This window comes from Prosthecobacter sp. (assembly GCF_046154365.1).
Taxonomy (GTDB): Bacteria; Verrucomicrobiota; Verrucomicrobiia; order Verrucomicrobiales; family Verrucomicrobiaceae; genus Prosthecobacter.
This window is the reverse complement of record NZ_JBJXFV010000059.1, coordinates 24,062-48,873: the sequence shown is the minus strand read 5'-3', so window position 1 is coordinate 48,873 and position 24,812 is coordinate 24,062. Positions and strand designations below refer to the sequence as shown.

At 60.8% G+C, this 24,812-nt stretch carries 25 protein-coding genes; 17 read left to right on the top strand and 8 right to left on the bottom strand.

Annotated features, from left to right (window positions below):
• Window positions 1–106: 106 nt before the first annotated feature.
• Window positions 107–622, bottom strand: coding sequence for a hypothetical protein (locus tag ACKVY0_RS06610; RefSeq protein ID WP_409214004.1), 516 nt, complete (start codon window positions 620–622; stop codon window positions 107–109).
• A gap of 97 nt (window positions 623–719) precedes the next feature.
• On the opposite strand from ACKVY0_RS06610, the gene ACKVY0_RS06605 reads away from it, so the two are divergent.
• From ACKVY0_RS06605 to ACKVY0_RS06580, 6 genes are all read left to right on the top strand, one after another.
• The gene (locus ACKVY0_RS06605; protein WP_409214003.1) at window positions 720–1,415 is read left to right on the top strand and encodes a zinc metallopeptidase; all 696 of its coding nucleotides are present in this window, start codon (window positions 720–722) and stop codon (window positions 1,413–1,415) included.
• A gap of 250 nt (window positions 1,416–1,665) precedes the next feature.
• Entirely contained in the window at window positions 1,666–2,370 is a 705-nt protein-coding gene (locus ACKVY0_RS06600) for a prolyl oligopeptidase family serine peptidase (protein ID WP_409214002.1), read from the top strand.
• 78 nt (window positions 2,371–2,448) lie between these two features.
• On the top strand, window positions 2,449–2,760 hold the full coding sequence (locus ACKVY0_RS06595; RefSeq protein ID WP_409214001.1) for a hypothetical protein: 312 nt from the start codon (window positions 2,449–2,451) through the stop codon (window positions 2,758–2,760).
• Between the two features lie 73 nt (window positions 2,761–2,833).
• A complete protein-coding gene (locus tag ACKVY0_RS06590) occupies window positions 2,834–3,052 on the top strand; it encodes a hypothetical protein (protein ID WP_409214000.1) in 219 nt (72 codons plus the stop codon).
• Window positions 3,049–3,453, top strand: coding sequence for a type II toxin-antitoxin system VapC family toxin (locus ACKVY0_RS06585; protein WP_409213999.1), 405 nt, complete (start codon window positions 3,049–3,051; stop codon window positions 3,451–3,453). The genes ACKVY0_RS06590 and ACKVY0_RS06585 overlap by 4 nt, the downstream gene beginning before the upstream one ends.
• 91 nt (window positions 3,454–3,544) lie before the next feature.
• Window positions 3,545–5,755: a dienelactone hydrolase family protein gene (locus tag ACKVY0_RS06580; RefSeq protein ID WP_409213998.1), complete on the top strand. Its 2,211-nt coding sequence runs from the start codon at window positions 3,545–3,547 to the stop codon at window positions 5,753–5,755.
• 3 nt (window positions 5,756–5,758) lie between these two features.
• On the opposite strand, the gene ACKVY0_RS06575 is transcribed toward ACKVY0_RS06580, so the two are convergent.
• Complete coding sequence (locus tag ACKVY0_RS06575; RefSeq protein ID WP_409213997.1) at window positions 5,759–6,322, bottom strand: hypothetical protein; 564 nt, start codon at window positions 6,320–6,322, stop codon at window positions 5,759–5,761.
• A 32-nt stretch (window positions 6,323–6,354) separates the two neighbouring features.
• Window positions 6,355–6,579: a hypothetical protein gene (locus tag ACKVY0_RS06570; protein ID WP_409213996.1), complete on the bottom strand. Its 225-nt coding sequence runs from the start codon at window positions 6,577–6,579 to the stop codon at window positions 6,355–6,357.
• Between the two features lie 114 nt (window positions 6,580–6,693).
• Here ACKVY0_RS06570 and ACKVY0_RS06565 point away from each other — a divergent pair, with 114 nt between their 5' ends.
• Both ACKVY0_RS06565 and ACKVY0_RS06560 read left to right on the top strand, forming a co-directional pair.
• Window positions 6,694–7,050 carry a glutaredoxin family protein gene (locus ACKVY0_RS06565; protein WP_409213995.1) on the top strand — a complete coding sequence of 119 codons (357 nt, stop codon included), beginning with the start codon at window positions 6,694–6,696 and terminating at the stop codon, window positions 7,048–7,050.
• Window positions 7,051–7,236: 186 nt separating this feature from the next.
• A complete protein-coding gene (locus tag ACKVY0_RS06560; RefSeq protein ID WP_409213994.1) occupies window positions 7,237–7,872 on the top strand; it encodes a DUF2959 domain-containing protein in 636 nt (211 codons plus the stop codon).
• 109 nt (window positions 7,873–7,981) lie between these two features.
• Here ACKVY0_RS06560 and ACKVY0_RS06555 read toward each other — a convergent pair whose 3' ends face one another.
• Entirely contained in the window at window positions 7,982–8,905 is a 924-nt protein-coding gene (locus ACKVY0_RS06555; RefSeq protein ID WP_409213993.1) for a D-alanine--D-alanine ligase, read from the bottom strand.
• A 61-nt stretch (window positions 8,906–8,966) separates the two neighbouring features.
• Here ACKVY0_RS06555 and ACKVY0_RS06550 point away from each other — a divergent pair, with 61 nt between their 5' ends.
• From ACKVY0_RS06550 to ACKVY0_RS06525, 6 genes are all read left to right on the top strand, one after another.
• Window positions 8,967–10,532 (top strand): N-acyl-D-amino-acid deacylase family protein, encoded by a 1,566-nt coding sequence (locus ACKVY0_RS06550; protein WP_409213992.1) that lies wholly within the window; start codon window positions 8,967–8,969, stop codon window positions 10,530–10,532.
• A 50-nt stretch (window positions 10,533–10,582) separates the two neighbouring features.
• Complete coding sequence (locus ACKVY0_RS06545; protein ID WP_409213991.1) at window positions 10,583–11,257, top strand: response regulator; 675 nt, start codon at window positions 10,583–10,585, stop codon at window positions 11,255–11,257.
• The gene (locus ACKVY0_RS06540; protein WP_409213990.1) at window positions 11,254–12,324 is read left to right on the top strand and encodes a sensor histidine kinase; all 1,071 of its coding nucleotides are present in this window, start codon (window positions 11,254–11,256) and stop codon (window positions 12,322–12,324) included. The genes ACKVY0_RS06545 and ACKVY0_RS06540 overlap by 4 nt, the downstream gene beginning before the upstream one ends.
• A 4-nt stretch (window positions 12,325–12,328) precedes the next feature.
• Complete coding sequence (locus ACKVY0_RS06535; protein WP_409213989.1) at window positions 12,329–12,766, top strand: EamA family transporter; 438 nt, start codon at window positions 12,329–12,331, stop codon at window positions 12,764–12,766.
• 69 nt (window positions 12,767–12,835) lie between these two features.
• A complete protein-coding gene (locus ACKVY0_RS06530) occupies window positions 12,836–14,170 on the top strand; it encodes a TolC family protein (protein ID WP_409213988.1) in 1,335 nt (444 codons plus the stop codon).
• The gene (locus tag ACKVY0_RS06525; protein ID WP_409213987.1) at window positions 14,167–15,213 is read left to right on the top strand and encodes an efflux RND transporter periplasmic adaptor subunit; all 1,047 of its coding nucleotides are present in this window, start codon (window positions 14,167–14,169) and stop codon (window positions 15,211–15,213) included. The genes ACKVY0_RS06530 and ACKVY0_RS06525 overlap by 4 nt, the downstream gene beginning before the upstream one ends.
• Before the next feature lie 115 nt (window positions 15,214–15,328).
• Here ACKVY0_RS06525 and ACKVY0_RS06520 read toward each other — a convergent pair whose 3' ends face one another.
• Both ACKVY0_RS06520 and ACKVY0_RS06515 read right to left on the bottom strand, forming a co-directional pair.
• Window positions 15,329–15,751, bottom strand: coding sequence for a putative toxin-antitoxin system toxin component, PIN family (locus ACKVY0_RS06520; RefSeq protein ID WP_409213986.1), 423 nt, complete (start codon window positions 15,749–15,751; stop codon window positions 15,329–15,331).
• A complete protein-coding gene (locus tag ACKVY0_RS06515) occupies window positions 15,748–15,936 on the bottom strand; it encodes a hypothetical protein (RefSeq protein ID WP_409213985.1) in 189 nt (62 codons plus the stop codon). Before ACKVY0_RS06515 ends, ACKVY0_RS06520 begins: the two co-directional genes overlap by 4 nt.
• A gap of 93 nt (window positions 15,937–16,029) precedes the next feature.
• Between ACKVY0_RS06515 and ACKVY0_RS06510 the strand changes: the two genes are divergently transcribed.
• From ACKVY0_RS06510 to ACKVY0_RS06500, 3 genes are read left to right on the top strand one after another with little or no spacing between them, the layout of a single operon-like run.
• Window positions 16,030–19,092, top strand: coding sequence for an efflux RND transporter permease subunit (locus ACKVY0_RS06510; protein ID WP_409213984.1), 3,063 nt, complete (start codon window positions 16,030–16,032; stop codon window positions 19,090–19,092).
• Between the two features lie 43 nt (window positions 19,093–19,135).
• The gene (locus ACKVY0_RS06505) at window positions 19,136–21,505 is read left to right on the top strand and encodes a DUF1592 domain-containing protein (RefSeq protein ID WP_409213983.1); all 2,370 of its coding nucleotides are present in this window, start codon (window positions 19,136–19,138) and stop codon (window positions 21,503–21,505) included.
• Window positions 21,506–21,517: 12 nt separating this feature from the next.
• Window positions 21,518–22,756 carry a DUF1552 domain-containing protein gene (locus tag ACKVY0_RS06500; RefSeq protein ID WP_409213982.1) on the top strand — a complete coding sequence of 413 codons (1,239 nt, stop codon included), beginning with the start codon at window positions 21,518–21,520 and terminating at the stop codon, window positions 22,754–22,756.
• Here ACKVY0_RS06500 and ACKVY0_RS06495 read toward each other — a convergent pair.
• Both ACKVY0_RS06495 and ACKVY0_RS06490 read right to left on the bottom strand, forming a co-directional pair.
• Entirely contained in the window at window positions 22,753–23,772 is a 1,020-nt protein-coding gene (locus ACKVY0_RS06495; RefSeq protein ID WP_409213981.1) for a glycosyltransferase family 9 protein, read from the bottom strand. The genes ACKVY0_RS06500 and ACKVY0_RS06495 overlap by 4 nt on opposite strands.
• On the bottom strand, window positions 23,769–24,491 hold the full coding sequence (locus ACKVY0_RS06490) for a metallophosphoesterase family protein (protein WP_409213980.1): 723 nt from the start codon (window positions 24,489–24,491) through the stop codon (window positions 23,769–23,771). The genes ACKVY0_RS06495 and ACKVY0_RS06490 overlap by 4 nt, the downstream gene beginning before the upstream one ends.
• Window positions 24,492–24,812 lie beyond the last annotated feature (321 nt).

The following is a 24,812-nucleotide window of genomic DNA, read 5'->3' as shown; positions in this document are numbered from 1 at the left end:
CCACCTGCTGGCCAGCACCGCCCGAACTAGAGCGCTGATGAACCCTCGCCCTGCCCTCCAGTATTAATCGCCGCCCAACAATGCCCGCCAGGTTCCAAATCCGAAATCATTTTTGCGCTCTCGTCTTCCCATAACCGTCGAAGACGGCGAACTCGCCGTTCGGAAAGTGAATCGTCTTCGAAGGTCGGTATTCCTTCGCATCGGCATGCAGCTTCGCCTTTTCAGGCCAGGGAAACACCGCCAGCTCCTCGCCATCAAGCGTCAGCTTGCGCACCTCATGCAGTTGCGTGTCCGTGATGAACAAAACCTCGCGTTCTCCTTCACGCACCAGGCTCATGCCATGCGCGCCTGGCATACGGGCCGTCCACTGCTTGATCAAAGCGCCCGTCTTCGCGTCGAGGATGATCACATTGTTCTTCGCGTCGTCCGTGAGGAACAGCAGCCGCCCCTGGCCGTCGATGGCCACGGCGTGACCATTCTTCACGCTCACCTGTGCCAGCGCCTCGCGCCCCCAGCCCGGCACGATGCGATAACGAAACTCGCCCTGCCCCAGCGCATCTTCCGCGCAGGCAGGAATGGCGGTGAGCAGGCAGGCGACAAAGAAAACAACGCGGTGAATCATGCCGCCATGCAATCATGCTCTCCGGTGCCACGCAAGATCAACGCACGGACAGTTTGCCAGCGAACGTATTGCTACGAGGGTCCAATTCCTTCCTCACATGGTCTTTCTTCTTCTCATCGCGGTTCTCGTCCTCGGCATCGGTCTCAGCCGCTGGGCGCTGGCACGCCACGAAGCCATGATGCTCAAAGGCTTTCGCGCCAGTTCCCCCACCGCGCACACCGGCAGCGAGATCGCCCTCATGTTTCTGAAAGCCGAAGGCGTCGAGGATGTGCAGGTCGTCGAGCACAACGCCGTCGTCACCGATTACTTCGATCCCACCCGCCGCCGCCTGTTCCTGCGCAAGGACGTGGCGCAGGGAACCACGCTGGCCGCCTGGGCCATCGCCCTGCATGAAGCCGCGCACGCGCTGCAAACCGGCAACAGCCTCGGCGAACTCAAATGGCGTCAAAGCTGCATCCGCATGAGCCGCTACCTGCCCACCGCCAGCGTTTTCGTCATCGTCGGCCTCATGATCGCCCGCATCCTCATCGCCAAGAACGCCTTGTTTGTCGCTGCGGGCGTGTTCACGCTCCTGCTGCTGTTGAACCTCGGCAGCGTGCCCCTGGAGTTCAACGCCAACAAACGCCTGCGCCGCTTTCTCGACGAACATCTCAAAGATCACGAACAGGCGCATACTCGCCTGGATGAGCTGCTGTTCTGCATGGCGATCCGCGAGATCGGCGACCTGCTGCGTTCACCGCGTTATTTCTTCCTCAGCGCCCTGCCCGGCACGGGGAAGATGCGACCTGGTTGATGTAGGCCGGATGTGTTCGGCGCGTGACGTGTGACTGACACGCGGGGTGACATCGCCGAACTATCCGGCTGGGTTTGGGGAGCGTTCGAGCGTCTTGTAACTTTCGTAAGCCTCCCAAGCCGGATAGTTGGGCGATGGATACAATAGACGAGGCGGTGTTGACTCCGCCCAACACATCCGGCCTACGAGTAGCATGGCACGTCGTTCGCCCCATGCTGCAAGGGTCTTTCCTGCCTCACGTTATGCTCACATGGTCAAAACGTTCGCCTTCCTCCTCGCCGCCTCCTTTGCTCTCGCCGACACGCAAACACCCGGCTCCTACAGCGGCGATTTCGTCATCAAGGTCAACTACCACTACCTGCTGAGCAAACCGGAGGGCTACGAGGCCGATACGACAAAGAAATGGCCACTCGTCATCTTCCTGCACGGCTCCGGCGAGCGTGGCAACGACCTTGAACTGATCAAAAAGCATGGGCCGCCCAAATTGGTCGCCGCCGGGCAGAAGTTCCCCGCTGTCATCGCCAGTTTGCAGTGTGAGTCGGGCAACTTGTGGAACCCGCACGGCGTGAAAGCAGTGACGGATCATCTGGTCAAAACTCTGCGCATCGATCCAACTCGCGTGTATCTCACCGGCATCAGCATGGGCGGCTTCGGCACCTGGGAGACCGCGTTTGAGTATCCCGACACCTATGCGGCCATCGCCCCGATCTGCGGCGGTGCCGGCGTGCGCTGGGTCACGGCAGAGCGCCTCAAGCATCTGCCCTGCTGGATTTTTCACGGCGACAAAGACGGCGCTGTCCCCGTCGAAAACAGCCACAAAATCCACGACGCCCTCAAAAAAATCGACGCTCCGGTCAAACTCACGATCTATCCCGGCGTCGGTCACGATTCGTGGACGCAGACGTATGCCAACCCGGAGTTCTGGCAGTGGCTCTTCGAGCAGAAGCGGCTGTGACAGTACAATCAGCAAGGTGCGGTTGACACGTTTGCGCTACTGAGGCTAACAACCAGAGCTCTGTTACCGCCCACAACTGTGAAACGCCTCTTCAACTGGACCTTCATCCTCGGACTCATCTTCACCTTGGGAGGTGGTTATCTGGCCTGCTACACCGGCCCCGGCTTGATGGACAACATTCAGACGGTCGAGGCACCGAGCACGCAGACGGACAATCCGGTGTTCGCACTGCCGTGGTATCTCATCAAGGGGCTCATCGCCATCGGTGGGCCCATCCTCGTCATCGTGGTGGGAGCGTGCATCGCCCTGGTGGGCCTCATTCTGCTCCTCATCGGTCTCATCCGCGCCATCTGGCCGAAAAAGCAGACCACGCCGCCACCGCTGCCCTGACACGAAGAAACTCGACGGCGAGGTGAGGGAACGGGTGCTTGTCATCGGAGGTGCGGTGGTTACACTTCGCCGCATGAGCTACAAGGGCACCATCCAAAACGGCCAGATCAAGCTGCCGCCCGACGCCGTGCTGCCGGAAGGCGCAAGCGTGGTGGTGGATGTGGAACTGCGTGAGGAGGCTCCCATTGCCGATTTCGCGCAGGAACTCTTGAAGCTCTCCCGACCGCGTGACTGGCCGACGGACATGGCGCTCAACCACGATCACTACCTTCATGGCCTTCCCAAGCGATGAGGGGATTTGCCGACACTTCCTGGTTCCAGGCCATCCTCAGCACCCGTGATCAGCATCATGAGGCCGCCACTGCCGCCTCGCGCCTGCCTTGGTCGCTGCTCGTCACCACCGAATTTATGCTGTTGGAACTGGGCTCCACGTTCAGCCAACCCGACGACCGATCCGACTTTCTGCTCATCGACCGCATGGTTCGAACGAGAGACGATGTGCTATTGATCCCCGCCACCTCCGGCCTCCTCCAACGCGGTCGCGACCTCTTCGCGACCCGGCCGGACAAGGCGTGGTCTTTGACGGACTGTATCTCCTTTGTGGTGATGCAGGAGCACAGACTCACTGAGGCGCTGACTACGGATCACCATTTCAGCCAGGCTGGGTTTCACGCGCTGCTGGCACCTGCTTAAAGCGGGTGTGGATGGCGAGAATTGCCGCGCCTGGCCGCGTATGAAGCTCATGCGCCTTTCGATTCACCTGCCCGCCCACGTCTTGCCCCTCTTGACCGTTGTCTTGACCACCTTGACCCACGGTCAGACTCTCCCCGGCACGCAAGCGCTGGAACCAAATCTCGATTTCTCCGCCACGATGGTCGCGGGCGTCGATAAATTCGCGCTGCGGCTCATTGAACAATCCAAGGCCAATCGCAAACCGACGCGCGAGAAGCTGAAGGCGATCATCGGTGTGGTGGACGAGCGTCTGCCGATCAAGGCGCTCGAATTCGTCGGTGACACGGAATCACCGGCGCTGCTCATGGAAACGGAGCTGTGCCGTGTCTTCCGTGTGCGCTGGCCCGTGCTCGACGGCGTGCATGGCGAGGGCATCTATGTGCAGCCGAAGTCGAAACCGCATGCACGCGTGATTTACCTGCCTGATGCCGGCGGCACGCCGGAGAAGCTGGTGGATGAGTTTTTGCTCACCACCGGCTGTGAGATCGTTATTCCAACGCTCGTGAGCCGCGATTCGGAGTTCAGCACGAACGACAAGTTCGGCGTGAAGACGAACATCCCGCACCGCGAGTGGATTTACCGCCAGTCGTATGAACTGGGACGCCACATCATCGGATACGAGGTGCAGAAGGCGCTGGCGCTCGTCGATTGGTTCAAGGCGCAGCCGGAGCAGGTGCCGCTGCTCATCGCCGGTGTCGGCGAAGGCGGCATGCTGGCGCTGCACGCCGCCGCCATCGACGAACGCATCGACAGCGTCTATTCCTCCGGCTACTTCGCGCCACGCGATGGCGTGTGGGCGGAGCCGATCTACCGCAATGTCTTCGGCCTGCTGCGTGATTTTGGCGATGCGGAGATCGCCAGCCTCATCGCGCCGCGTCCGCTGGCCTTGCAGCACTTGTTTTATCCGAAACTCGCCGGCCCGCCTGAGGCCAAACAGGGTGAGCGTGCCATCGCCGCGCCTGGAAAGCTCACCGCACCGGAATTGGAGCGCTTCAAGGCCGAGATCGAGCGTGCGAAGCAACTCGCGCCCAGCAGCCGCATCCTGACCTGCACGATGGAGACGATGAACGACCAGATCATTCGCCATCTCTTCCCGCAGGCGACGGCGGACGCGGCGTTGAAGGCCTTGAAGGTCACGGGTGCCGCCATCGGCCTCAAACCGGATGCCACACGCCAGAAACGCATGGTGCGCGAACTCGAAGCCTTCACGCAGCGCCTGCTCGTGAGCACCGAGATCGAACGCAACGAGCAGTTCTGGAAGAAGCTGCCGCTGACGTCCGTCGCCGATTTTGAAAAGCACACAGCAAACGAACGCGACCGTTTTTGGAACGAGGTCATCGGTCGTTTGCCTGATCCGAATCTGCCGATGAACGCCAGGAGCCGCTTCGTGCGCGAGACGGACAAAGTCGCCATCTACGAGATCACGCTCGATGTCTGGGAGGATGTTTTCGCCTGGGGCTGGCTGTGTCTGCCGCAAGACCGTAGCCAAGCTCGCCAGAGCTTGGATGGGCGCGCTAACCACGCTCTGGCGAGCGTGGCCACCAAACGCCCCGTCGTCGTCTGCCAGCATGGCTTGGAAGGCATCCCCGAAGACACCATCACCGACGATCCAGCGAATCGTGCCGTCGGCTACTACCACGCCTTCGCGCTACGCCTTGCCGAGCAAGGTTTCGTCACCTTCGCTCCACACAACTTGTATCGCGGCAAGGACGCCTTCCGCACGCTGCAACGAAAGCTCAATCCGCTCGGCCTCACGCTCTACAGCGTCATCAACGGCCAGCATCAGCGCATTCTCGAATGGTTGAAGGCGCAGCCTTTCACGCAGCCGGACAAGATCGCCTTCTACGGCCTCAGCTACGGCGGCAAATCCGCCATGCGCACACCCGCCGTGCTCAAAGACTACTGCCTGAGCATTTGCAGCGGCGATTTCAACGAATGGGTGCGCAAGTGCGTGAGCACCGACATGCCGATGAGCTACGTCGCCACCGGCGAGTATGAAATCTGGGAATGGAACATGGGCCGCACCTTCAACTACGCCGAGATGGCCGCGTTGATCGCCCCGCGTCCCTTCATGGTCGAACGCGGCCACAACGACGGCGTCGGCATCGACGAATGGGTGAACTACGAGTTCGCCAAGGTCCGCCGCCTCTACAACAAGCTCCGCATCGGCGACCGCACCACCATCGAGCACTTCGACGGCCCGCACACCATCCACGGCGTGGGGACGTTTGAGTTCTTGAAGGAGAAGCTGGGCGTGAAGTGACGCTCACAACGCTGCGAGAATTTTCTTCAACAGCAGGCCGGTCGGCTGCACCGGGATCACATCGACCGGAAAGAGCGTGTCTTCCCAGATGAGTAAATTCTGCGGCTTGGCATCGAAGACGGCAATGTTTTGCTCGCGATGATACCAGGCCATCGACGGCCCGATCGACTGGCTGAGGTAGAGTTTCTCAAAGCCGCGTCGCTGGAACCAGATCTCAATGAGGCGCAAGGCACGCTTGGGGCTGTCGTCGCAGACTTCTTCGGTGAGCGGGCGGCCAGGGATGTAGATCTGTCTGGTGACGATGCTGATCTGCCCATGCTGGCGGACAAAGCCTTCCAATTCACAACGCAGGAATGAATGGAGCCGTTCCATGAGGAGCATGCGTGTGAAGTATTGAAGCGGAGTGCCGGGAGAAATGTGCAGGATGGGACTGGCCTGAGGATAGAAGCCATAGCCGTCTTTGGTCACGCGCCGAATCCACAGCGGATCGGGATCGCCAAGGAGCTTGTAATCGTGCTCCTGCCCTCCCACGCTCAGGCCCTGAATGGCATCAGCAGGCAGCCACATGCCACGGCTCTCTGCGAACTCCTCCAAACAGGCTATCTCATCGCGGCGCTGTTGCTCTCGCTCGTCACCTGACCAAGATTGCGTCGAATCGACGCATAAGCTTCGCTGTAAGAATGCCTGGGCATCTTGGAGTAGATGGCGGCTGCTTCCTCGAAGCTCATCCACGGCGTCACGGGCCGGGGTGAATCCGGGCTGTTCGCTTGGTAGGTCGCCGGAGTCTCCTGGAGGCATGCGGTGGATGTGTCGTCTTGGTTCACGAGGGAGGATACTACCCTCACGTCCGGCGGTGGCAAGCACGGCCTCGGTTATGGAGCTGCCGTTGCAATCCCCGCATCGTCCGCTACTCTCGGCGCGTAAACCCCCATACCACCATGCAAGCCCCCAAAATCACCGCCTACCTGAAAACCTACTGTGGCTGGAGCGAAGGCGTCCGCGCCATCTTCCGCAAATACGACCTCGCCTTTGAGGAGAAGGACATCATCAAGAATCCCGCCTTCCGCTGGGAGATGGAACAAAAGAGCGGCCAACCGCTGTCCCCCTGCGTGGAAGTGAACGGCACCATGCTGGCGGACATCAGCGGCGAAGAAGTCGAACGCTGGATGACGGAAAACAGCCTGCTCAACCTCAGTGACGCTCCGGCTGACGCCCCAACGAATTCCGCCTGCACCGACGCCCAGCATGCCGCGATGGCCGCAGGCCAGGTCGGCACGCTGAAGTTTGTGGGCTGAACCGATGCTGCAACGTAGGACGGGTGTGGCGACAGCCCGCCCGTCTGTTTGACGGTCACGGAAACGCCCACGACGCCCTCAAAGCCGGGCAGTTCGGCGAAGGTCGTTGCTTGAAAAATGTGCGCCATGCCGCCGAACACACCCAGCCTACGATTTGACCGCCACCATCCTGCCAATCTCCCCGCCATGACCACGCGCCTTCTCTTCGTTGCCACATTTTCGCTCACGCTCAGCGCCTGCAGCTCGATCTATTACTCCGCCTGGGAAAAACTGGGCTACGAGAAGCGCGATCTGCTCAAGAGCGCGGTCAAAGCCGCGCGTGGCGAGCAGAAGGAGGCGGGCGAGGAGTTTCAGGACGCGCTAACGCAGCTTCAAAAGCTGACCGGCTATCACGGCGGCAATCTCGAAACGGCCTACAACCGCTTCAAGGGCGAATACGAGGACTGCGAAGCCCAGGCTACGGCAGTCCGCAGCCAAATCCGCGAGGTGGACACGGTGGCACGGGATCTGTTCCGTGAATGGGAACGCGAAATCCGCGAGTATCAAAACCCATCGCTTGCCGCTGACAGCCGTCGCAAGCTCGCTGACACACGCAGCCGCTTCGAGCAACTCTCTAGCTCGCTGCATGCGGCTGAATCGACGATGGAACCTGTGCTGCGTCAGTTTCGCGATCAGGTGCTCTATTTGAAGCACAACCTGAACGCCGCAGCCGTCGGCTCGTTGCGTGGCAAGGCGGACAACATCCAGGGCGACATCCAGCGCCTGCTGGCGCAGATGAACCGCTCCATCGCCGAGGCGGACCGCTTTATACAGACGCTCTGAGCGCACGGAGGATGGGCCTCCGGCCTGTCGATGGATTGAGGCTTCCAGCCTTTCTGGGATAAGGCTGGAAGCCTCAATCCGCTGACAGCCTGGAAGGCAGTCCTCCTTATCAACCGCGTGCCGCAATCGACAGCTCGATAATCCGTGCGCACAAATCAGGAAACTCAATGCCCACGGCCTTCGCGGCTTTCGGCAGCAGGCTGCTGCTGGTCATGCCGGGGATGGTGTTGATCTCGAGCACGAAGGGAGCCTGATCGCTGTCGCGCAGCATGACATCAACGCGGCCATAGACCTCGGTGCCGCAGGAGCGGAAGGCCTTCAGCGCAGCGTCCTGCACGGCCTTCGTCACCTCGGGGCTGAGGTCGGCGGGGCAGTTGTAATTCGTTTTGCCAGTGCCGCCCATCCACGGGTACTTGTTGTTGATGTCGTAGAAGCCTTCGACCGGCTCGATGTGGATGATAGGCAGCACTTGATCGCCAAGAATGCCCACCGTCAGCTCCTTGCCGGCCACATAGTCCTCGATCAGCGTCTCCGTGCCGAATTTTTTCGCGTCTTCGATGGCAGCGTCGAACTCGGCTTGATGATGGCAGATGTGAACGCCGACGCTGGAGCCTTCACGCGGCGGTTTGACGACGAGCGGGAAGCCAATCGCGAGCGGCTGGCTGCCATCGAGCGGATAAGTCTGCGAGCGTGGTGTCGGCGCACCGGCGGCGATGAAGCGCAGTTTGCTCAGCAGTTTGTCGAAGGCCAAATGGCTGCTTTTCACCCCCGCGCCGGTGTAGCGGACGCCGCGCCGCTCCAAAATCGCCTGAATCTGTCCGTCCTCGCCGAAGGTGCCGTGAATCAGGTTCATGGCGATGAAGGTGTCCGCAGGGACATCAAAATCCGGTCCGGTCACGTCGATCTCGGTGATGCTCGCGCCCTTGCTGCGCAGCGCCTCGGCGACGCTTTCCGCTGTTTTGAGTGAGACTTTGCGTTCAGAGCCGGGTCCGCCCATCAGGAGGGCGATTTTCTTGTTCGTGAGGTCGAGCATGGTGCGCAGATATGGAATGTGGCGGCTGGATTGGCAAAGGAATCCTGGCAGACTTCATGCCATGAAATCGTGCCAGCTCCTGTTTGCCGCCTTGCTGTTCGCCCAAGCAGCCTTTCCGGCGGATTTTGACCTCCTCATCACGAATGCAGAGATCGCCGATGGCAGTGGCGCACCGCTGTTTCGGGGCAGCATCGCCGTGAAGGGCGGGAAGATCGTCGGCGTCGGCAAAATCGATGGCACGGCCGATGCGGTCATCGACGCGGGTGGCAAAGTGGCTGCGCCGGGTTTCATCGACGTTCACACGCATTCGGAGGACATCTGCCAGATCCCGGCGGCGGAGAATTTTCTGCGCATGGGCGTGACGACCATCATCACCGGCAACTGCGGCCACTCGCGCACGGATGTGGCGAAGTTCTTCCAGGAAATCGAGGAATCCAAGGTCGCCATCAACGTCGCCACGCTCATCGGCCACGGCACCGTGCGTGAGCAAGCCATGGGCGGCAGCTTCATCCGTGCGCCGAATGCCGAACAGCTCGTGGTGATGAAAGGACTCGTCGATCAGGCAATGCAGGACGGCGCGGTGGGATTGAGCACTGGCTTGATCTATGTGCCCGGCTCCTTCGCCAAGACCGAGGAACTCATCGAACTGGCGAAATCCGCCGCCGCGCACGACGGCATCTACGTCAGCCACATGCGCTACGAGACCGTGCGCATCTTTGAAGCGCTCGATGAGATCATCCGCATCGCCAAAGCGGCCCAAATCCGCGCCGAAGTCTCCCACCTCAAGCTTTCCGGCCCCACGGCATGGGGAAAGGCCGCCGAGGTGCTCGCCGTGCTCGACAAAGCACGCGCATCCGGTTTGAAGATCACGCACGATCAATACGCCTACACCGCCTCCAGCACCGGCCTGCGCCAGACCTTGCCGGATAGCGCACTTGAGGGCGAACGCGAAGATTTCATCGCCCGCATCGCCGATCCGAAGCAAAAGGCCGAAATCATCGCCCAGATGGCCGAGATGCGCGCACGGCAGGGCCGCAAGGACTACAGCTATGCCGTGATCGCCCGCTGCAAGGCCGATCCCTCGCTCAATGGCAAGACAGTTCCCGAAGCCGCGAAGCTGAAACGCGGCGCGGACACGCTGGACGATCAAATCGAGTTCATCCTCGATCTCGAAGCCCAGGGTGGTGCCAGCGCCATCTTCCACGGCATGAGCGAAGATGATTTGCAGACCTTCCTGAAACATCCGCTCACCATGATCGCCAGCGACGGCGGCCCGCGTCGTCTCGGCGAAGACGTGCCGCATCCACGCAGCTACGGCAACAACGCCCGCGTGCTAGGCCGCTATGTGCGCGAGTTGAAGCTGCTCAGCATCGCAGAAGCCGTGCGCCGCATGACCTCGCTGCCCGCGCAGACGTTTCGACTCAAAGATCGCGGCCTGCTCAAAGCAGGAGCCTTTGCCGACATCGTCATCTTCGATCCCGCCAAGGTGAACGATCCCTCCACCTTCAACGATCCGCACCACTACGCCGAAGGCTTCAGCAACGTCATCGTGAACGGCGGCGTGGTGATCCGCGATGGCAAGCTTACCGAGGTGCGCAGTGGTGGCCCCTTGAAGATGTCCCGCTGACATGACTACCCTTTCATTTGCAGACGTTGCCCTGCCGTCGAGACACCGTGATGCACATCCTTATCATCGAAGATGACCGCAAAACCGCCGCCCTGCTCAGCACCACGCTGAAGCAGGAAGGCTTTGAGGTGTCATGCGCCGCCAATGGCGAGGTCGGGCTGAAGGAGGCGCTGAAAGGTGGCTGCGATGCGCTGCTGGTGGACATCATGCTGCCGAAGCTCGATGGCCTCAGCCTCGTGCGTGCGTTGCGTGGCCAAGGCCACACCACCCCCGTCATCATGCTCTCTGCTCGCGGCGAGGTGGAGCAGCGTATCGAGGGACTGGATGCTGGCGCGGATGACTACCTACCCAAACCTTTCGCCATGTCCGAGTTGCTGGCTCGTTTGCGCTCACTGGTGCGGCGCAACACGCAGCTCAAGCCGCCTGTGCTGACGCTGGCCGATCTGACCTTCGATACCATCAAACGCGAGGCGCGGCGTGCGGGCAAGCGCATCGATCTGTCATCGCGTGAGACTTTACTGCTGGAGTGCCTGATGCGTGCAGAAAGCGCCGTCGTCAGCCGCCGCGACATCATCAGCGCCGTATGGGAGTATGATTTCGATCCAGGCACCAATCTCGTCGATGTCTATGTGCGCCGTTTGCGCGAGAAGATCGACCGGGATCACTCCCCTGCCCTCATTCAAACCGTGCGCGGCCTCGGCTATGCACTCCGCCTTCAGCCATGACTCTGCGCCACCGCATTCTGCTGTATTATTCCATCACACTCAGCCTCTCGCTGGTGATTGTGGGTTACTGGAGTTGGTTTGAATTCCATGAACAGCGTAATGTCGCGCTGCATGGTGGTGTCGAAGCCGCACTGAAGCATGATCCTTTGCTAGAGACTGCGGAGATCATCCTGTTCGGCGGACTACCGGCCATATTGCTCGGTATCATCGGTGGAGGACTGCTCATGCGTCGTGCTTTGCGCCCGATTGAGGATCTGACGGTGGTCCTGGAGAAAACGGATGCCTCAAATCTCGCTGAACCTGTCCAGGGCAGCGGCAATGGCGATGAACTCGACCGCATGGCCGCCGTGTTCAACGGCATGAAGCAGCGCCTAGGCGTGTCCTTCACACAAGCGCGTGAGTTCACCCTGCATGCCTCGCACGAACTCAAAACACCACTCACCATCATGCACAGCACGCTGGAGCAGATGCTCGGAGATGCCATCACGCCCGCACCACACCGCGAGCGCGTCGCCTCCATGCTCGAAGAAGTGCAGCGCCTCTCCAGCATCGTCGGTCAACTCGCTTTTCTGGCCAAGGCAGATGCCGGACTGCTTACCTTTGCCAACGAAACCGTCGCGCTCGACGAACTGGTGCGCGATCTCACCGAGGACACCACAATGCTCGCCGCCAGTGCCAACATCACCGTCAAGCTCGATGCCTGTGAGCCCGTCCAAGTCAGCGGTGACCGCATGCGGCTGCGCCAGCTCCTGCTCAATCTAGCCGACAACGCGGTGAAGCATAACCAGCCATGTGGCAGCATCACCCTCAGCCTTTGCGCCCAAGATCAACACGCTGTCTTTCAAATCACCAACACCGGCCCCGTGCTCCCACCTGAGCTTCGAGCGCGTGTCTTCGAGCGCTTCTTCCGTGGCGATGCCGCACACGGCACCACCGTCGAAGGCAGCGGCTTAGGCTTGAGCATCGCCGAATCCATCACCCAGGCACACGGCGGCAGCATCGTCATGGCGGCCACGAGCGATGGCCGCACCTGCATCACACTGCGCCTGCCGCTCATCCAAAAATAACTTTATGGAACGCTGGAAACTCTACGCCTTCGCCGCCGCCGTCTTCGCCGGGCTGACCTCCGTCATCGCCAAAGCTGGACTCAAAACACTCGGCGCTGATGTCGGACTCGCTGTGCGAACGGCCTTCGTCTTTGTCTTCATCATGCTAAACACCTGGCTGTGGACCGGCACATCGAAAGCCGCAGTGGCTTTGCAAAGCGCAGGCTGGCGCTCCATCACCCTTCTCGCCCTCTCAGCACTCACCACCACGCTCTCATGGATCTGCTATTACCGCGCCATGAAGGAAGGAACCGTCACCTATGTCTCCCTCATCGACAAAGGCAGCATCATCGTCACGCTTGCCCTTTCTGTGCTGCTGCTCGGCGAGCCCTTTACTTGGCGCATTGCTGGAGGTGCCGCGCTCATCCTCACCGGATTACTTGTTCTGACGGGTGGGAAGTAATGACAGCTATTTCATGATACTTCCTCGCAGAGTCGGCATTAGTAGCGTGTGTCTCATTTCCGCTTTCACATGAAGCTGCCCTTCGCAACGATCCTCATACTGCCAATCCTGCCAATCCTGCTTAGCTGCTGCGTGGCGTTCCAATCACGCCCGATCTCGGCGGATAAAACCAGCGCAGACTTCAACACGCGCACTTTGGCCGATCCTGCCCTGCACAGCTTTTTAGCTGAACAAAAAGCCGGCACCGGCACGTGGTCAGTGAACCGCCTCGCACTGGCGGCGGCGTATTTTCACCCCGATGTCGTCCTGGCCCGCGCAGAGGCCGATGAAGTGGCTGCGACCATCAAGACCGCGCAGATGCGGCCGAATCCGGTATTCACCTTCTCCCCGCAGTATGCCAGCTTCCGTGCGCCAGCTCCCACGCCGTGGTTCTTCGGCCCCAGCCTCTCCATTCCTATCGAAACGGCAGGCAAGCGCTCCAAACGCACCGAACAAGCGCTCGCCGCCGCCGAAGCTGCGCGCTGGCGTGTGTCATCGCGTGCCTGGGCCGCTCGCTCGCGACTCCGCACCGCGATGCTGGAGCTGCACGGCGCGCGCGAAAACATCCGCCTGCTCGAAACCGAGCAAACGCTGCATGACGAAGCCATCAAGAAACTCACCGCGCAGATGGACGCGGGCGATGTCTCCCCCTTTGAACTCACGCAGGCGCGTTTGATGCTCAATCGCACCCGCCTCGCGCTGCAAGACGCCCAGCGCACCGCCGCCACCGGTGAAGCCAGACTCGCCGCCGCTGTCGGCGTGCCGTTGCATGCGATCAAGGCGGTGACGCTCGACTTCTCCGCCTTCCATCGCCTCGCTGATCCCGGCAACAGCCGACGCCGCGCACTCACGCAGCGCGCGGATTTGATGGCCCTGCTCGCCGAATACGCCGCCAGCGAATCCGCGCTCAAGCTCGAACTCGCGAAGCAGTATCCTGACATCAACGTCAGCCCCGGCTACGATTACAACTCCGGCCAGAACCGCTGGCAGCTTGGCCTCAATCTCGCGCTGCCGCTCAATCGCAATCGCGGCCCCATCGCACAGGCCGAGGCAAAACGAGTCACCGCCGAGAAAAAGTTCCTCGCGCAGCAAGCCACGATCCAAGGCGAGCTCGACATCGCCCTCGCCGCTTACCAGGCCTCACGCGCCAAAGCCACCACCGCCGCGCAACTCGCGCAGGAAGCCGACGCGGCCTCTGATACCACCAGGAAGATGGTGGACGCGGGCAATGTCTCCGCGCTCGAACTCACCCGCCGCCAGCTCGAGGCCAGCGCGGCGAAAGTCGCGCTCATGGCCGCCAACATCGAAGCCCAAACCGCCGCCGGTGCCCTCGAAGACGCCATGCAGGCCACTCTGAAGCCATGAACTCACCCGAACCACGGAGCGCGAGTGTGTCGCAGACCACTCGCCACTTTTTATCTCAGCGCTCACGCATCACCCCAGCGTGGCGAGTAGGCTTCGCCATACTCGCGCTCCAAGTTGCGCTCCACGCCGCCGATGCCGGCGGCACCGCACCCGCCACCATCACGAAGGAGGGCGATCTCATCATCCTCACGCTCAAACCGGAAGCTGAGCAGGCCTTGCGCTTGAAAGTCGTCGCCATCGAGAAGCGCACGATTCCCGCGACGCGACTTTTCTCCGGCGAAGTCGTCACGCCGCTTGCTGCCGAAGGCAAACCCGTCGCGCCCGTGCTCGGTGGCACCTTGGATGAAGTGCTGCGCCTCGCCGATCTCCAAGTCGCCGCCGATGGCCGCATCCTGCAGGCGCAGGTGCAGATCGACGCCGCAAAGATCGCCGTCGATCGCGCACAAAAGATGCTCAGCGCCGAAGCCGGCAGCGTGCGCGGTGTCGATGAAGCCAAGGCCACGCTTTCCCTCGCCGAAGCCGCCATGACCACCGCCAAAGCCCAGCGTGATCTCCTCGGCGGCACGCTCGGTCAAAGCCCGCGCAAATGGGCCCGCGTCGCCATTTACAGCGGCGAATCCTCGCTGCTCGATGCCAAAGCGGAGGCCAGCATCCGCACCCTCAGTTCCAACAAACCGAGCAGTGCCAAACCCGTCACCGGCCCGCCCACCGCCAACGCTTTGACCAATACCATCGACTGGTATTTTCAACTGCCCGCTGACACCTCGCTGCGAGCAGGCGAACGCGTCGCCGTCGAAATCCCCACGCTCGACAGCAAGCTCGAAGCCCTCGTCATCCCCTTCAACGCCGTGCTGCACGACATCCACGGTGGCCAGTGGGTCTATGCGCAGACCACTGAGCACACCTACACCCGCAAACGCATCCAAGTCGCCCGCCTCGCCGGCACCGATGCCGTATTGGCCACCGGCCCCGCCGTCGGCACCAAAATCGTCACCGACGGCAGCGCGGAGCTGTTCGGCACGGAATTCATGACGGGAAAGTAGCCGTCATCGCTCCGCGTGACGAGCCAGACGCTCCTCCAACACTTTCCACATGAAATTCCACCTCAAACCTGACATCAACGCCGCTCTGTCATCACGCGGAGCGATGATGACTGCATTACACATACACCCCGCGATACCGCTCAATGAACGCCTCCGGCGTGATCGGCTGCGGCTTGTAGCCCGCATTCGCCAACGACGCGAAGTCGCGATCCGATGTGATGACGTAGTCCGCTCCCGTTGTGATGGCGCAGTCGGTGAACTTGTTGTCATCGGGGTCGTTCGCGATGACTTGAAACTGGAAGTGGGGATTCACGATTACCACGATGGAACGCCGTTCCAGCACTTCAAAAAGCGCATCCATCGCACGCCAGGCCGCGGTCCCACATTTTTGGAGGATGATCTCGCGATATTCTTCCATAACCGAGGGAGACACAGCCCATCGCATACTGCCGAAGATAAATGCGTCGAGGATCACACCATAGGGATGACTCGTCGCACGAGCTTGCAAAAGCACGTTGGTATCGACGCAGACCGTCATGACTGCCGATTACGGTTCCGATACGCCCGAATGACCTCAGGCAGGTCATCCCACTTGCCAGCAGCGCGTTCTGCCTCGGCTTGTTCGGAGATAAGCGTGCGAAGTCTGATCGACTCGGCTAGAAGGTCCAAATCATGGAGACGCACCAGCGTGTCTTCATCCATTTCGGCAACACGATTCATCATCTGTTGGCGCAAGTTCTTTGGAACGGGTGGTGCGAGTGTCATAACGCCCGATTCTAAACCCCACGCCCTCGATTTCCAGCCCCAAAATCCGCCATGCTGAGCTCCATCGTCTCCTGGGCGCTGAACATGCGCGTGCTCGTGGTCGCTGCGGCGGCTGCGTTACTCGTGGTGGGCATCAACGCCACGCGGCATGCGCCGCTGGATGTGTTTCCTGAGTTTGCGCCGCCATTGGTGGAGGTGCAGACAGAAGCGCCGGGACTTTCGACGGAGGAAGTGGATGCACTGGTCACCGTGCCGCTGGAGAACTCGCTCAATGGGCTACCGTTCCTCAAGACGCTGCGTTCGAAGTCGGTGCTGGGTTTGTCGTCGGTGGTGATGATCTTCGACACGGGCACGGACATCCTCAAAGCGCGGCAACTCGTGCAGGAGCGGCTGAATCTCGCGCAAAACCGACTGCCTGCGGTCGTGAAGCCGCCGGTGCTCATGGCTCCGTATTCGTCGTTGAGCCGTGTGTTGAAGGTCGGGCTCAAGTCCGACACGCTCACGCAGATGGAGATGAGCGAACTGGCTCGCTGGACGATGCGCCCGCGCCTCATGTCGGTCAAAGGTGTGGCAAATGTCGCGATCTGGGGGCAGCGGGACAAGCAGTTCCAAGTCCTCGTCGATCCGCAGAAGCTCCGCGCGGCTGGAGTGACGCTCGATGCCATCACGAAGGCCGCTGGCGATGCGGCGGTGATCAGCGCGGGTGGATTTGTCGATACACCGAATCAGCGGCTTAGCGTGGCTCAGCTCGCTCTCATCACCACGCCGGAAGACTTGGCGAGGACGGTCGTGGAGTTTCGCAATGGTGCACCGATCCGGCTTGGCGATGTGGCCGAGGTGAAAATTGGTCATCCAGCGCCCATCGGCGACGCGGTCATCAATGATGGCGATGGCATTCTGCTTATTGTGGAGAAGCAGCCGTGGGGAAACACGCTGGATGTCACGAAAGGCGTCGAGAAGATGCTCGAAGAGCTCAAACCGGCGCTGCCGGGCATGACGATCGACAGCACCATCTTCCGACCTGCGAGCTTCATCGAGATTTCGATCCATCATCTCACGGAGGCGCTGTGGCTTGGTTGTTTGCTCGTGGTGGTCGTGCTGGCGTTGTTTCTCGGAGATTGGCGCACGACGGTCATCAGCATCACGGCGATCCCGCTTTCGCTCGCCATGGCGCTGCTGCTGCTCGCGTGGAGTGGCCAGACGATCAACACGATGATCCTCGCAGGCCTCATCATCGCCCTCGGCGAGGTCGTGGATGATGCGATCATCGACGTGGAGAACATTCTGCGTCGTTTGAGACAAAACCCGACGAAATCGCGCTTCGCCGTTGTTTTGGAGGCCTCGCTCGAAGTTCGCAGCGCCGTCGTCTATGCCAGCGTGATCATCGTGTTGGTATTTGTGCCCGTGTTCTTCCTTCCAGGGCTTGCGGGCACGTTTTTCCGGCCTTTGGCGCTGAGTTACATTTTGGCGATCACCGCGTCGTTGCTCGTCGCATTGACCGTCACGCCCGCTTTGAGCCTCATGCTGCTCAAAGTGAAGCCTGGTGCGCATCGCGATGCCTTTTTGGCTCGCGGCATGAAGGCACTCTATCGCGGCGTGCTGCCCTTTTTTGCCCGCAGTGCTTGGTTGGCCGTGCTGGTGCTCATCGCGGCCTTTGCGGGCACGGGTTGGGTTTGGCAGACGCAGATGAAGGAGGAATTTCTGCCGAACTTCAAAGAACGCGACTTCCTCATGCACTGGCTCGAAAAGCCAAACACCAGCGTCGAAGCCAGCAAGCGTATCACCATCGCTGCGGCGACGGATTTGATGAAAGTGAAAGGCGTGCGCAATCAAGGCTCGCACATTGGCCGTGCGGAAGTCGCAGATGAGGTCGTGGGGCCGGACTTCACCGAATTGTGGATCAGCATCGACCCCGATGCCGATTACGACGCGACCATCAAGAAGGTGCAAGGCGTCGTCGATGGCTATCCGGGCCTCACGCGTGACTTGCTGACGTTTTTGCGCGAGCGAATCAAAGAAGTGCTCACCGGAGCGAGTGCGAGCGTCGTGGTGCGCATCTTCGGTCCCGACCTCGACACGCTGCGCACACACGCCGCCGAGGTCAGCGCTGCTGTGAAGGACATTCCCGGCATCAGCGCTCTCAAAGTCGAATCGCTGAGCCTCGTGCCGCAAATCACAGTCAAAGTGAAGCCAGAGACCGCCGCGCTGCACGGCCTCACCGCAGGCCAAATCCGCCAAGCCGTGACCACACTCATCAGCGGACGCAAAGTGGGCGAGGTGTATCAAGACCAGCGCGTGCATGACGTGCAGGTTTGGAGCGTGCCGAGTGCTCGTGCTGATTTCACCACGCTGCGTGATCTTCTCATCGAGACGCCCAGCGGCGGTCACACACGACTCGCGGATGTCGCCGATGTCGTCATCGTGCCGACACCGAATGCCATCAAACGCGAAGGTGCCTCCCGCCGCATCGACGTGACCTGCAACGTCTCAGGCCGCGCTTTGGGCGATGTCGTTCCCGAGATCGAGGCCGCCATCGCCAAGCTCACCTTCAAACCCGGCCACCATCCCGAAATCCTCGGCGAATGGGCCGAACGACAAGCCGCACAGAGCCAACTCGGTTGGCTGGCACTCGGCTCACTCGCAGGCATCCTCGTCTTGCTGCTCGCCGACTTCCAGAGCGTGCGATTGACGCTGCTCGTCGCGCTCACGCTGCCGTTTGCACTCATCGGCGGCGTGATGGCCGCGTGGCTTGGTGGTGGTGTGCTTTCACTCGGTTCACTCGTTGGTTTTGTCACCGTGCTCGGCATCGCAGCACGCAATGGCATCCTGCTGGTGAGTCATTACCGCCATTTGGAGCAGGAGGAAGGCCACGCCTTCGGTTTGCCGACCGTCCTGCAAGGCAGCGAGGAACGACTCGTGCCCATCCTGATGACAGCCGCCACCGCCGCGCTCGCCTTACTGCCGCTCGTGCTCAAAGGCGATGTGCCGGGCAATGAAATCGAACGCCCGATGGCGCTGGTGATTCTCGGCGGTCTTGTGACCAGCACGCTGCTGAATTTGTTCCTGCTCCCGGCGCTGTATGCGCGGTTTGGCAAAGGTGCGACAGCAGCTTAAATCATTGAAGACCGCGATTCTCCCGGCAGAGTCGGTGAGCCAGATGAACGATCACACCCTGCGGCTTTTGCCCTTCTTTTCGATGCGCCAAGCGGTGCTGACGACCTGCCTGCTCAGCGCAGGCAGTTTGTGGTCGGCTGATACGGTGTTGGCGATGAAACAACAGGCCGGCGCTTTTTTCGACAAGCACTGCCTGGAGTGTCATGACGCGGAGACGAAGAAGGGGGGGCTGAATCTGGAGCGGGTGGACTACGGCATGGTGGGCCGGGTGCAGACTAATCTGTGGACGAGCATTCATGATCGCATGGCGAAAGGCGAGATGCCGCCAGCGAAGCAAGCGCAGCCGTCAAAAGCGGCGCTGGAGCAGGTGCTGGCGGTTATCCGGCCAGCGCTCATCACGGCGGATCGTGCGGAGCGTGAGGTGGTGCAGCGGCGGTTGAATCGCAGTGAGTATCAGAACACGATCAATGATCTGCTGGCCGTGGAGTTGGATTTGAAGGACTTGCTGCCGGAGGATCAGCAGGCGGATGGTTTTGATAACAATGGTGAGGCGCTGGCGGTTTCGACGGAGCAGATGCAGGGCTATCTGGCGGCGGCACGGCGGGCGATTGATGCGGCCATCGTCACGGGTGAGCGGCCGAAGACGGAGACCTTCAAGGTGGACTCGATCAGGGAGGTGAAACAGTATTTTGCGGACGGCTCATACAGCCTCGTGGATGGCCGGGTGGTGATCTTCACTTCATCGGACAACTCGTCGTATTCCAAAATCTCCACGCGTGATCGCCGCATTCCTGTGCGCGGGCGTTATCGCTTCCGCTTTCAAGCGGCGGCGCATGATGCGGCGGATCGTCTGTGGTTCACTGTCTCAGGATCGAGTTTTGCCGGGCTGGAGGCGACACACAAGAATCTGGGTTACTACGAGGTGAGTGCGGAGCCGAAGATGTTCGAGATCGAGGCGCTGCTGGAGGCGAAATCGGCCATTCAGTTCTTCGCGCTCGGTTTGCCGAGCTATCTCAAGAAAAAGCCCGGCGTGATGTATCCCGGCGTTGGGTTCGGCGAGGTGGAAATCACGGGGCCGCTCATTGAGCAATGGCCACCGGAGAGTCACACGCGACTCCTCGGCACCACAGACCTCAAAACCGGCACGCTGGCCGATGCGGAGCGCATTCTGCGCGGCTTTGTGTCACGGGCGTTTCGCCGTGTGTCCGAGGACGGTGAGGCGGCTCGTTTTGTGTCGCTCACTAAGTCACTGCTGGAGTCTGGGCGCGGCTTTGAGGAGAGTTTGCGCGCAGGTTTGATCAGCGTGCTGTGCTCGCCCAATTTCATTTATCTCCGTGAAGCACCGCAGCCTGACACCACGCGCATCACGGAAGCGGAGTTAGCCGTGCGCTTGTCGTATTTTCTCCAGAGCGCCCCGCCGGATGATGAGTTGCTGACTTCGGCTGCGAAGAAGCAACTCAGCACACCAGCCGTGCTGCGTGTGCAGGTCGAGCGCCTGCTGAACAGCCCCAAGAGTGAGTCTTTCGTGAAGAATTTCACCGGGCAATGGCTGCACCTGCGTCAGCTCAATGACACCACGCCTGACGAGAAGCTGTACAAGAAGTTCGATGAGCTGCTGCAAGTGAGCATGCTGTGGGAGAGCGAGGGCTACTTCCGCGAGATGCTGAAGGCGGATGTGCCCATCGAAGACATGCTGGATGCCAAGTGGGCGATGCTCAATCAACGTCTGGCCGAGCACTACGGCATCGCAGGCATCACGGGACTTGATTTGCGCAAAGTGACGCTGCCCGCCAACAGCGTGCGCGGCGGGGTGCTGACGCAAGCGGCGGTGCTGAAGGTCACAGCGAACGGCACCACGACCTCACCCGTGCTGCGCGGTGTGTGGGTGCTGGAGAACATCCTCGGCCAACCCACGCCACCACCACCACCTAACACGGCGGGCATTGAGCCGGACATTCGCGGTGCTGAGACGGTGCGCGAGCAACTGGCGAAGCACCGCAACGTGGAGAGCTGCAACGTGTGCCACCGCCAGATTGATCCGCCGGGCTTCGCACTGGAGAGCTTTGATCCCATCGGCGAATTTCGTGAAAACTACCTGCGCTGGAATGTGACCAACGTGGAGCACAACTGGGGTGGCGTGGTGAAAGGTGCCCCAGTGGATAGCAGCGGCCAAACGGCGAGCGGTGAAGCCTTTGCTGACATTCGCGAGTTCAAGAAGCTGCTGCTTGCACGTCGGGCCGAATTTGCTCGTTGCCTCACAGAGAAGCTGCTGAGCTATGCCCTGGGCCGCGAGATGGGCTTCAGCGACCGTGCGGCCATCACCAAGATCGTCGAGCAAGCGCAAGCAGGCGGCAATGGCCTGCGCACGCTGGTTCACGCCATTGTGCAGAGTGAAACCTTCGCCACCCGCTAACTTAGCCTCTTTATGAAACCGCTCTCTCGTCGCACTTTTCTCCGTGGCTCCGGCGTCAGCTTGGCGCTGCCGCTGCTCGAAGCCATGCTGCCATTTCGTCTGCGTGCCGCGGCTGAGGCCGCACCACGTCGCTTCGTCGCCATCAACATCCCGCTCGGCTTCATTCCGGCCAATTTTTTCCCAGAGCAAGCCGGAGCCGACTATGCGCTGAGCCGTTATTTGCAGCCCGGTGAGGCGTTGCGCAAAAAATTCACCATCTTCTCCGGCACCAGTCATCCGAGCGTCGATGGAGGCCACTCGGCTGAGAAATCCTTCCTCACTGCCGCTCCCTTTCCTGGTGCGCGCACGTTTAAGAACACCATCTCACTCGACCAATTCATCGCAGCGAAGATTGGCGACCAAACCCGCTTCGCCTCACTCACGCTCGGTGAGAAGACGCTCTCGTGGTCGGCGAATGGTGTTGCCATTCCACCGGAGCAATCTGCCGCCAAAGCCTTTGCCAAACTTTTCCTCACTGGCTCGGCCAATGAGGTCGCGGCACAGCAGCGCGACCTGCGAGATGGACGCAGCATCATGGACGCAGTGTTGGATGACGCGAAGGCCATGGAGCGTAAAGTCAGCGCTGTGGATCGTGACAAGCTTGATCAATTCTTCACCGCCGTGCGTGAAACCGAGCAGCAACTCGCCAAGGCAGCGCAGTGGAGCCAAACACCCAAGCCTGAGGTGAAAGCCAAACCGCCGGCTGAAATTTCGTCCATTGACCTTGTTGGCACGCTGCGCGCTCACTTTGAAGTCATGCGTCTGGCGCTGGAAACGGATAGCACGCGCCTGATCACGCTCGGCAGCACCGGCTATGGCAACGTACCACGGATTCCCGGCGTGCAGCTCGGCTATCACGGCCTCTCGCATCACGGCAAGAACCCCGACATGCTGCGCCAGCTCGAACTCATCGAACAGGCGACCATCCAGGCGTTCTTCGACTTCCTCACGAGCCTGCAAGAGAGCCAGTCAAACCTGCTCGATCACACGCAGGTGCTGCTGGGCAGCAATCTGGGCAACGCCAGCGGCCATCTCACTACCAACCTGCCCATGCTCCTCGCGGGTGGCGGCTACCAGCATGGCCAGCACCTCGCGTTTGATGCCAAAAACAATTACCCGCTGCCCAATCTCTTCGTCAGCATCGCGCAGCGCATGGGGATTGAGACGGAGAAGTTTGCGACCAGCACAGGTACGATGCGCGGGCTGGTTTAACGCAGTGCAACATGCACCCATGCGCCGATGTCCTGCGCGGCAGCTTCGTCCACGCTGACATCACCCAAGCACTCCGCAGCAGTGAATTCACCACGTTTGGCGATGCGTCCGGCCTTCCAAACATGAACGTCGGGCGGATAGGGGCCGACTTTGCGGGGATCGCTCCAGGTGTGGATGCCGAGCGTGCGTGGATTGACCGCAGCGGCGATGTGCATTGGACCGCTATCGACGCTGATGCAGAATTTGGCCTGCCGCATGACCCAGATGAGTTCGGGCAGCGTGGTGCGATGGCTCCAGTCGTAAATGTGACTGCCGGTTGGACGCGTTTTGTCGTTCGTCATGCCGACGAGGACGACGGGATGCGGTGCCAGGGCATCGCAGATAGCCTGCAAGGCCGAATTGGAGAGCGATTTGCCCTCGCCGCGTGACCACGGATGCAGCGCGATGAAATTCGGCAGTGATTCCGGCCAGCCAGCAGGTGGATGACCAGGCGTGAGTTCAAACGTGATGTCCTGCGCGTCGATCTGGATGCCTAGGGCACGTGGAAGCTCCAGGTAGCGGTCCACGGCATGCGCCCCGGCATTGACGGGCACGGCGTGGTTGTAAAACCAGTGCGCGCCTTCACGCGCATCGGAAAGACCGATGACGCACTCCGATCCCCGCCAACTGCTGGAGAGCCCGCTGCGCAGCAGGCCCTGGAAATCGAGGACGATCTCCGGTTCCTCGCGCGGCAGGCACATCCAGGTGCGCCGCCAGTTCCAGAAGCGCAGGAGTCCGGCGAGACCACGGAAGGTTTTGCGTGGGAAGGGTATGACTTCGTCGATGAGCGGGCTGCCTTGGAGGATGGGCATCCATTCGGTGTTGGCGAGCCAGCGAATCTTGAGATGTGGATGCGCTTGCCGCAGCGCCTTCACAGCAGGCAGAGTGTGAACGATGTCGCCCAGTGAGCTTGGTTTGACGATGAGCGCGGATTCGAAGTCGCGCAGGCTTTGGAGCTGGCGCGTGGCGGCGCTCATTTGCCCAAGGCAAGTCGATCGGCGAGCAGAGAGGGGAGGCCAGCGGCACGGATTTTTGCCTGCGCGGTCTCGATGTCGTATTCGAGGCGGCGAATCGTGATCGTCTGCGCCTGAATGTCGTAGATAGCGTAGGCGGCACGCCAGTCGCCGTCACGCGGCTGGCCGACGCTGCCGACATTGACGAAATACTTCACGCCGCGTTGCAGGGTGACATCGGTGCCACGGGCGGCACGCACGGCGTCGTCCTTTTCAAAGATGCGCGGCACATGAGTGTGGCCGTAGAAGCAGACCTGCGTGAACTGATAGCTGAAGCTGGCCATCGCATCGAAGCGGTTGGTCACGTAGCCCCAGTTGCCGGGGGAATCGAGCGTGGCATGCACGATGGTGAAATCGCGCACCTGACGCACAAGTTTGAGGTCGCGCAGCCACTGGCGCTGCTCCTCACTGAGCTGCTGGCGGGTCCAGAGCAGGGCGTTTTGGGCCAAAGGGTTCAATTCTTCGAGCGAACTCTCGCTGGCGGCACCTTCATCGTGATTTCCACGCACCACGGGGCAGCCCAAGTCTTGCACGGCTTGCAGGCATTCCACCGGATTGGCCGCGTAGCCGACGATGTCACCGAGGCAAACGTAATTGGCACAACCCTGCTCCTGAGCGTCCCACAGAACGGTCTGCAGGGCTTCCAGGTTGGCGTGGATGTCTCCAAAGATGGCGAATTTCATCGTCTAGGTTGGCGGCGAGGACGCACCTTCGAGACATGCGCCGGGAAATCAAGCTTTTCGGCAGCCAAACCCTGATTGGGCAGATTTCCTGAGCCCGCCCCCCTGTTTTTGAAAAGCAAACGGGGCGGATCACCCGATCCGCCCCGTCGCTTGATAGAGTCCAACAGCCAGAAGGAACCACTATTTGAAATGTTTGACTGAACCGTCGCCGGTTCGTTGTCTGGTGGTATTCTCCCACAGCTCCAAAACAAAGCGTCAGACGCTCGTAAATGAGTTGTAAGGAGGATGTAAATGCGGCGGGATCAATCTTTGGAGTGCAGG